The sequence below is a fragment of the Helcococcus sueciensis DSM 17243 genome (genome assembly GCF_000423145.1).
In the GTDB taxonomy this organism is placed as follows: Bacteria; Bacillota; Clostridia; order Tissierellales; family Peptoniphilaceae; genus Helcococcus; species Helcococcus sueciensis.
In genome coordinates, this window is the sequence record NZ_AUHK01000005.1 from 81330 (window position 1) to 88630 (window position 7301).

At 27.1% G+C, this 7301-nt stretch carries 7 protein-coding genes; all 7 read left to right on the top strand.

Going from position 1 to position 7301, the window contains the following annotated elements:
- Position 1: 1 nt before the first annotated feature.
- A complete protein-coding gene (gene dprA, locus G534_RS0102610; RefSeq protein WP_027347736.1) occupies positions 2 to 1081 on the top strand; it encodes a DNA-processing protein DprA in 1080 nt (359 codons plus the stop codon).
- 80 nt (positions 1082 to 1161) lie between these two features.
- Positions 1162 to 3219 (top strand): type I DNA topoisomerase, encoded by a 2058-nt coding sequence (gene topA / locus G534_RS0102615; protein ID WP_027347737.1) that lies wholly within the window; start codon positions 1162 to 1164, stop codon positions 3217 to 3219.
- Positions 3220 to 3274: 55 nt separating this feature from the next.
- Positions 3275 to 4276, top strand: coding sequence for a LacI family DNA-binding transcriptional regulator (locus tag G534_RS0102620; protein WP_027347738.1), 1002 nt, complete (start codon positions 3275 to 3277; stop codon positions 4274 to 4276).
- A gap of 20 nt (positions 4277 to 4296) precedes the next feature.
- Positions 4297 to 4557, top strand: coding sequence for an HPr family phosphocarrier protein (locus G534_RS0102625; RefSeq protein WP_027347739.1), 261 nt, complete (start codon positions 4297 to 4299; stop codon positions 4555 to 4557).
- A gap of 48 nt (positions 4558 to 4605) precedes the next feature.
- Complete coding sequence (gene ptsP, locus G534_RS0102630; RefSeq protein ID WP_027347740.1) at positions 4606 to 6324, top strand: phosphoenolpyruvate--protein phosphotransferase; 1719 nt, start codon at positions 4606 to 4608, stop codon at positions 6322 to 6324.
- Positions 6325 to 6340: 16 nt separating this feature from the next.
- Positions 6341 to 6937 (top strand): hypothetical protein, encoded by a 597-nt coding sequence (locus G534_RS0102635; RefSeq protein ID WP_169513546.1) that lies wholly within the window; start codon positions 6341 to 6343, stop codon positions 6935 to 6937.
- A gap of 173 nt (positions 6938 to 7110) precedes the next feature.
- Positions 7111 to 7301 (top strand): IS200/IS605 family transposase (gene tnpA / locus G534_RS0102640; RefSeq protein WP_027347742.1); only part of this gene is annotated, 191 nt, incomplete at its 3' end.

Genomic DNA, 7301 nt, shown 5'->3' on the forward strand with positions numbered 1-7301 from the left:
TATGTTTGATACAGAAAGAGATATTATCTTATTTCTAAATTATGCTAGAATAAGTAATTTAAAGATTATAAATATTATAAGTGAAAATATGCTTTACAAATTTTTTGATTTAAGTACAAATAATTTGGAGCATATTTCATTTTTAAATGAGAAAGATAAATTAAGAATTTTAGATACATACAAAAGATTAAGTATAAATAATATCAAATATAATTTACAGAAATTTAGTATTAGATATGTTACGATAATAGATAAAAATTATCCTGATATTTTAAGAAATATTTATGATGCTCCCGCAATTTTATATTATAAAGGAAATGATATAGAATGTTTAGAAAACTGTATATCAGTTGTTGGAACTAGAAAACCTTCAGAATATGGATTATATGCTACAAAAAAAATTGTAGAAGGTTTTAGAGGTTATAATGTAAATATAGTATCCGGGATGGCTTTAGGAATAGATTTTCAAGCACATAATACAGCTTTAGAAAATAATATTCCTACTATTGGGGTGCTGGCATCATCTTTAGATATTATATATCCTAAAACTAATTTACATCTATATAATAAAATGGAAAATAGTTTGTTGATATCTGAATTTCCACTAGAAACACAGCCTATAAAGAGAAATTTTATATTTAGAAATAGAATAATATCAGGTTTATCATATGCAACAATTGTAATAGAAGCTATGGATCAAAGTGGTTCGTTAGTTACTTCTAAGTATGCAACAGAGCAAAATCGTGATGTATTTGCAGTTCCTGGTAATATTAATTCGTTAAATTCAATAGGAACAAATCAGTTGATAAAAAGAGGAGCTAAATTAATTACGAAAGCAGAAGATTTATTAGAAGAGTTTGATTTTATTAAAGAAAAAAGTAAAATCGATATAGATTATAATTTAGATTTAGACAATAATATGATGAAAATTTTAAATTTATTAAAAAATGAGATATTATCAATTGATGAAATATATAATAAAACACAAATTCCAATTAACAAATTGTATGCTATTATTTTACAATTAGAATTAAAAGGGTATATTTACAATATTAAAGATAATTTATATACTATAAACTAAATTATATTGTAAAATATTTTTTATATGATATTATTTGTGATAATATATTGAACGATATAAAAAAGAGAGAAGGGGTGTAGATGGCTAAAAATTTAGTAATAGTTGAATCTCCAACAAAAGCTAAAACTTTGAGTAAATTTTTAGGTCGAAATTATAAGATTATGGCTTCGATTGGACATTTAAGAGATTTACCAAAGAGTAAGTTTGGAGTAGATATAGAAAATAATTTTGAACCAGAATATATTAAAGTTCGTGGTAAGGCCAAGATTATAAATGAAATAAAAAAAGAAGCAGATAAAGCTGACAATGTATATCTTGCATCTGACCCGGATAGAGAAGGAGAGGCTATAGCTTGGCATTTATCATATTTATTAGGACTTGATATAAATCAAAAAAATAGAGTTATATTTCATGAAATTACAGAAGATGCTGTTAAAAAAGCTATTAAAAATCCAAGAAAAATAGACTTGAATTTAGTAGATGCACAGCAAGCTAGAAGAATATTAGATAGAATAGTGGGATATAAATTATCTCCAATACTTTGGAAAAAGGTTAAAAGTGGTTTATCAGCAGGAAGAGTTCAATCTGTAGCACTGAAATTAATAGTTGATAGAGAAAATGAAATTATAAATTTTAAACCTGATGAATATTGGACAATAGATTTATTAGCTACAGTTAATAAAAATAAATTTGAAGGACAATATTTTGGAATAATTACAAATGATAATAAAATAAAAGAAAATAAGCTTTCAAATGAAAAAGAAACAGATAATATTATTTCTAAATTAGGAAAAGAGTATACTATTTATGATAAACAAGTAAGTGAAAGATCTAGAAAACCTTATGAACCTTTTACGACTTCCACTATGCAACAAGAAGCATCAAAGAGATTATATTTCTCAACTTCAAAAACGATGTCAATTGCGCAACAATTATATGAAGGTATTAATATAGGATCAACATCAGTTGGGTTAATTACTTATATGAGAACGGATTCTACTAGACTTTCAGATACAATTGTTAAAGAAGCGGTTTCATATATTAAAGATAATTATGGTAAAGAATATGCTTCAAGTGGAAGAAAATATAATAAGAAAAAATCAAATGCACAAGATGCTCACGAAGCAGTAAGAGTTTCATCAATTGATAGAACTCCTGAAAGCATAAGAGATTATTTGACAGACAATCAGTATAAATTATATAGACTAATTTGGGATAGAACTGTTCAATCACAAATGACAAATAGTAAATATCTTTCAACAAGATATGAAATTGAAAATAATGGTCAAATTTTTAGAGTAAATGGTTCAATAATTACCTTTGATGGTTTTACTAAAGTTTGGAGAACTAATGATAAAAGTATAGAGTTACCTAATATGGATAAAGGTGATACATTTGAACCGGATAAATTAGAAAAAAATCAACATTTTACAAAGCCAAAAGCTAGATTTACAGAAGCTTCATTGGTAAAAGAACTTGAGAAAAATGGTATAGGTAGACCTTCAACTTATTCTTCAATAATAAGAAGTTTAATAACTAGAAATTATATTGAATTTGATAATAAATCTATTCTTCCAACAGATTTAGGATTTAATGTAACGGACTTGTTGTTACAATATTTCGATGAAATAATAAATGAAGATTTTACCGCGAAAATGGAAACTAGTTTAGATGAAATTGAAGAAGATAATGTTGATTGGAAGAAGTTAGTTTCTGATTTTTATGAACAATTTGAGCCTAAACTTGAAAAGGCAATATACTCTACAAAAGATTACAAAGTACCTGATAAACCTACGGGTGAGAAGTGTCCAAATTGTAATGGAAAACTTTTGTATAAAAAAGGTAGAAATGGAGAATTTATAGGTTGTGAGAATTTTCCAAACTGTACTTACACAAAAAATATAGTAAAGTCACTAGGAATAAAATGTCCAAAATGTGGTGGAGATATAGTAGAAAAAATTTCTAAAAATCATAAAGTATTTTATGGATGTGACAACTGGCCAGAATGTGATTGGTCATCCTGGGATAAACCAACTGGAGAAGTTTGTAAAACATGTGGTGATTTAATGATTCATAAGAAAAATAGAAAAATAGATATTGTTATGTGTCATAATGAAGATTGTCCTACTAATAAATAATTGAATGAAAAGGTTTTTTATGTTAAAATATAGGAAATGCTATTAGGAGGAAATTATGTCTAGAAAACCAACAATGGAAGATGTAAAAAATCTTGCAGGTGTATCTATTTCAACGGTTTCAAGAGTTATAAATGGTACTAGAAAAGTTTCACCAGAAAAGACTGAAGCTGTTAATAGAGCTATACAAAAGCTTGGCTATAAACCTAATGAATTAGCTAGATCCCTTGTTATGAAAAAATCTAATACAATTGGTATTATTTTAGATGATATAGGGTATGAATATATGGCACAGTATATAAGAGGAATAGATGAGATTGGTAAAATGTACAGATATGATATTCTTCTTTATTCAACATTTGGTGATTTTGAAACACAGAAAAAGGCTGTAGAATTCTTATCATCAAAGCAAGTAGAAGGTATAATAGTAATATCTGAAAAGATTAATAACGAAATATTATATTCTATAAAAGAATACGATATACCATATATTTTACTAGATACTTTCTATAGCCCAGATGAATTTAAGACAGTAAGTATAGATTATAAAGAAGCCATGAAATCATTAACTGATTATTATGTTGAAAAAGGACATACAAATCTATGCTATGTTAGAACAAGAGGAGCCTTCTCTGTTTCTGAATTTAAAGAAAATGGATTTAATGAATCTGTAGAAAATAATTCATTGGAATCTTTTGTATTTTCTGTGGAGGATAACCAAATTGAATCTGGTTATGAATTTATGGAAAATAATATCAAAAAATTAAGAAATAATAATATCACGGGAATATTAGCTGAATCAGATAGTATTGCTCTTGGTATATTACATTATTGCTATGATAATGATATAAAAGTTCCTGATGAATTCTCTGTGTCAGGATTCGGAAACACAGAAATTTCAAACCTATATAGACCAAGACTTACAACTGTAAGACTACCATATTATGACATCGGAGCGATTGCGGTACGTGTTTTAATTAAAATGATAGGTGAAGAATTAGATTTTAATCAATCTGTAAATCTAAATCACGAAATAATGAAGCGTGATACTGTAAAATAAATAAAATTTTGGAGGAAATAATGGCAGAAAAAAAAGTTATTGTATTAAATGAAACAGGTTTACATGCTAGACCAGCAGCAGCTTTAGTTCAATTCGTAAAGGGTATACCTGGTGAAGTTGAATTAGAAAAAGAAGGAAAAGTTGCTAATGCTAAAAGTATTTTTAGTGTTATGAGTCTAGGTATATCTAAAAACACAGAAGTAATTGTTAGAGTTACTGGTGAAGACGAAGAAGAAAATGTTGATAAAGTTGTTGAATTCATTTCAAATTTAACTGACTAATTGTGTAAGGATACCTAACAGTATCCTTATTTTTATAGGAGATATCTCATGACTAAAAGATTTAAAGGAATTGCGGCTTCTGATGGAGTAGCAATAGGAAAAGTATATTTATTTGAAAAAACTGAAATTATTCTAAATGAAGAAAATATACATGAATCCGATGTGGAAAAAGAATTAAATAGTTTAAATAGAGCAATTAAAGAATATTCTAATGAATTAAAAAATAGAGAAACAACTACTGATGCTGAAGATGAAGTTAGAAATGCACATATTGAATTAGTATCAGACCCATCTTTAATTGAAATGGCTAGTGATAAAATAAAAAATTCATTACAAAATGCAGAACTAGCATTACATACTACTATTCAAGAAATGGCATCAGTATTTGAAATGTTAGATGATGAATACTTAAGAGAAAGAGCTGCAGACTATAGAGATATTGGTGAAAATATAATGTACAAATTAAAAGGTATTGCACCAAAGACTTTATCATCACTAGATGATGATTATATAATTGTAGCTGAAGAATTAACTCCAACTGACACATCAACTATGGATAAAGATCATGTATTAGGTTTAGTTATGGAGTTAGGTGGTAAAACATCACATTCATCAATTATTGCTCAAACTTTAGGTATACCTGCAGTAGTAGGTATGAAAGATATAAGATCTAATTTAAAAAATGATGATTTTATTATATTAGATGCTTTAGAAGGTGTTGTTATTGTAAATCCTGATGAAAAGACAATAGCTGATTACGAAGCTAAATTTGCATCTATTAAAGCTAATAAAGAACTTGCTGAAAAATATAAATTTGAAAAACCAGTTACATTAGATGGTAGATCAGTTGAAGTTGTTTCAAATATAGGTGGAATCGAAGATTTAAAACTTGCACTTGAAGATGGTGCCGAAGGTGTAGGATTATTTAGAACAGAATTCTTATATATGGAAGGAAATGATTTCCCAACAGAAGAATATCAATTCTCAGTATATAAAGAAGCTGCAGAATTATTAGAAGGTAAACCATTAATTATTAGAACTCTTGATATAGGTGGAGATAAGGGATTAGATTACTTCGAGTTCCCTAAAGAAGAAAATCCATTTTTAGGTTGGAGAGCTTTAAGAATAGGTTTTGATAGAAAAGATATCTTGAGAACTCAATTGAGAGCTATTTTAAGAGCAAGTGCTTTCGGTGATGTTAAGATTCTATTACCTATGATAATTAGTGTTCAAGAGATTCAAACAGTTCAAGAATATATAGAAGAGTTTAAATCAGAATTAAGAGATGAAGGTCATGATTTTAATGAAAATATAGAAGTAGGTATAATGATTGAAACTCCAGCTTCTGTATTTGTTGCTGAAGATTTAATTCAAAATTGTGATTTCTTCAGTATTGGTACTAATGACTTAACACAATATATACTTGCAGTAGATAGAGGAAACGAAAAGATTTCTCATCTATATGACTACTTCAACCCTGCAGTACTAAGAGCTATTAAACAAGTAATAGATGCATCACATAAATATGGTAAATGGACAGGAATGTGTGGATCAATGGCATCTGATGTTCAAGCTACTTATTTACTATTAGGTATGGGTCTAGATGAATTTTCATCAGTTAGCTCAAAGGTTGGTTTGATTAAATCAGTTATTAATAATGCTAAATTAAGCGAAGCTGAAAAATTTGCAGAAAAAGTATTATCACTATCACAAATAGATGATATAAGGGTGTTATTAAAGGAAAAAGATGACGAATTGCATTCATAATAAATTCTTAGAAAAAATGAATAAACTAACAGATGAAGAAGAAAATATTCTCGCAAAGAATATTTCTTCTTTACTTTTAGAGATACATTCAGAAAAAATTTCTAATGTAAATTGGGAGCAAGAATTTACTGATGAAATGAATTTATCTTTATTCAAACATGGATTGATAAAAAATCAAGGGCTAAAAGATTATGTCTTAATAGATTTTTTAAATTCTAATACTTTTTTACTAAAAGACAGATCTGTTTCAAGATTAATTAAGGATAATTCAATTTTTAATCTTAAAATAAATGATGATTTAAGTTTAAGTTATGAATTAGATAAAAAGTTTGGTGATAAGATTTTAGATTTAGTAGATTTAAATTCCTTAGCATATTATAATCCAAGTTTTGCTAAAAAAATATTCATATATAAATCTAAAAATATAAATTCAAAAAAAGCATATAAATTATTTACTTATTATTCTGCAAAATATACAATTGATTTAATTGTAAAAAAAAGTAAAGTAAATCCGGATAACGAGGATTTACTTTTAGAATATCAAGAAATCATTGATTTTATATTCGATTCATATGAAGATTTTACAATATATGAGCCTAAATGGTTGAAATAAGATTAAAAGAGTTAGTTCAAAACTAACTCTTTTTTATTGTGGGTTTACCACAATAAAAACCCCCGGCTATGCCGGGGGAATCAAGAGCTTTAGCTTCAAGAAAAAAACCTCTCGTGATAAAATTGATGTAGTCTGACAAACTGCACAATTAAATACGAGAGGAGATAATCCATATGGATAAAAACAGTTTATCACATACAAGCTGGAATTGTAAGTATCATATAGTATTTGCACCAAAATATAGAAGACAAATAATATATGGAAGAATTAAAGAAGATATTGGAAAAATACTTAGAGATTTGCTGACAAGAAAAAATATAAATATAATTGAGGCAGAATTATGCCCTGATCATATACATATGTT

Bases quoted from the DNA above. Each gene is read 5' to 3' on its own strand.
- dprA (WP_027347736.1), top strand. From the start codon at position 2: ATGTTTGATACAGAAAGAGATATTATCTTATTTCTAAATTATGCTAGA.
- topA (WP_027347737.1), top strand. From the start codon at position 1,162: ATGGCTAAAAATTTAGTAATAGTTGAATCTCCAACAAAAGCTAAAACT.
- G534_RS0102620 (WP_027347738.1), top strand. From the start codon at position 3,275: ATGTCTAGAAAACCAACAATGGAAGATGTAAAAAATCTTGCAGGTGTA.
- G534_RS0102625 (WP_027347739.1), top strand. From the start codon at position 4,297: ATGGCAGAAAAAAAAGTTATTGTATTAAATGAAACAGGTTTACATGCT.
- ptsP (WP_027347740.1), top strand. From the start codon at position 4,606: ATGACTAAAAGATTTAAAGGAATTGCGGCTTCTGATGGAGTAGCAATA.
- G534_RS0102635 (WP_169513546.1), top strand. From the start codon at position 6,341: ATGAATAAACTAACAGATGAAGAAGAAAATATTCTCGCAAAGAATATT.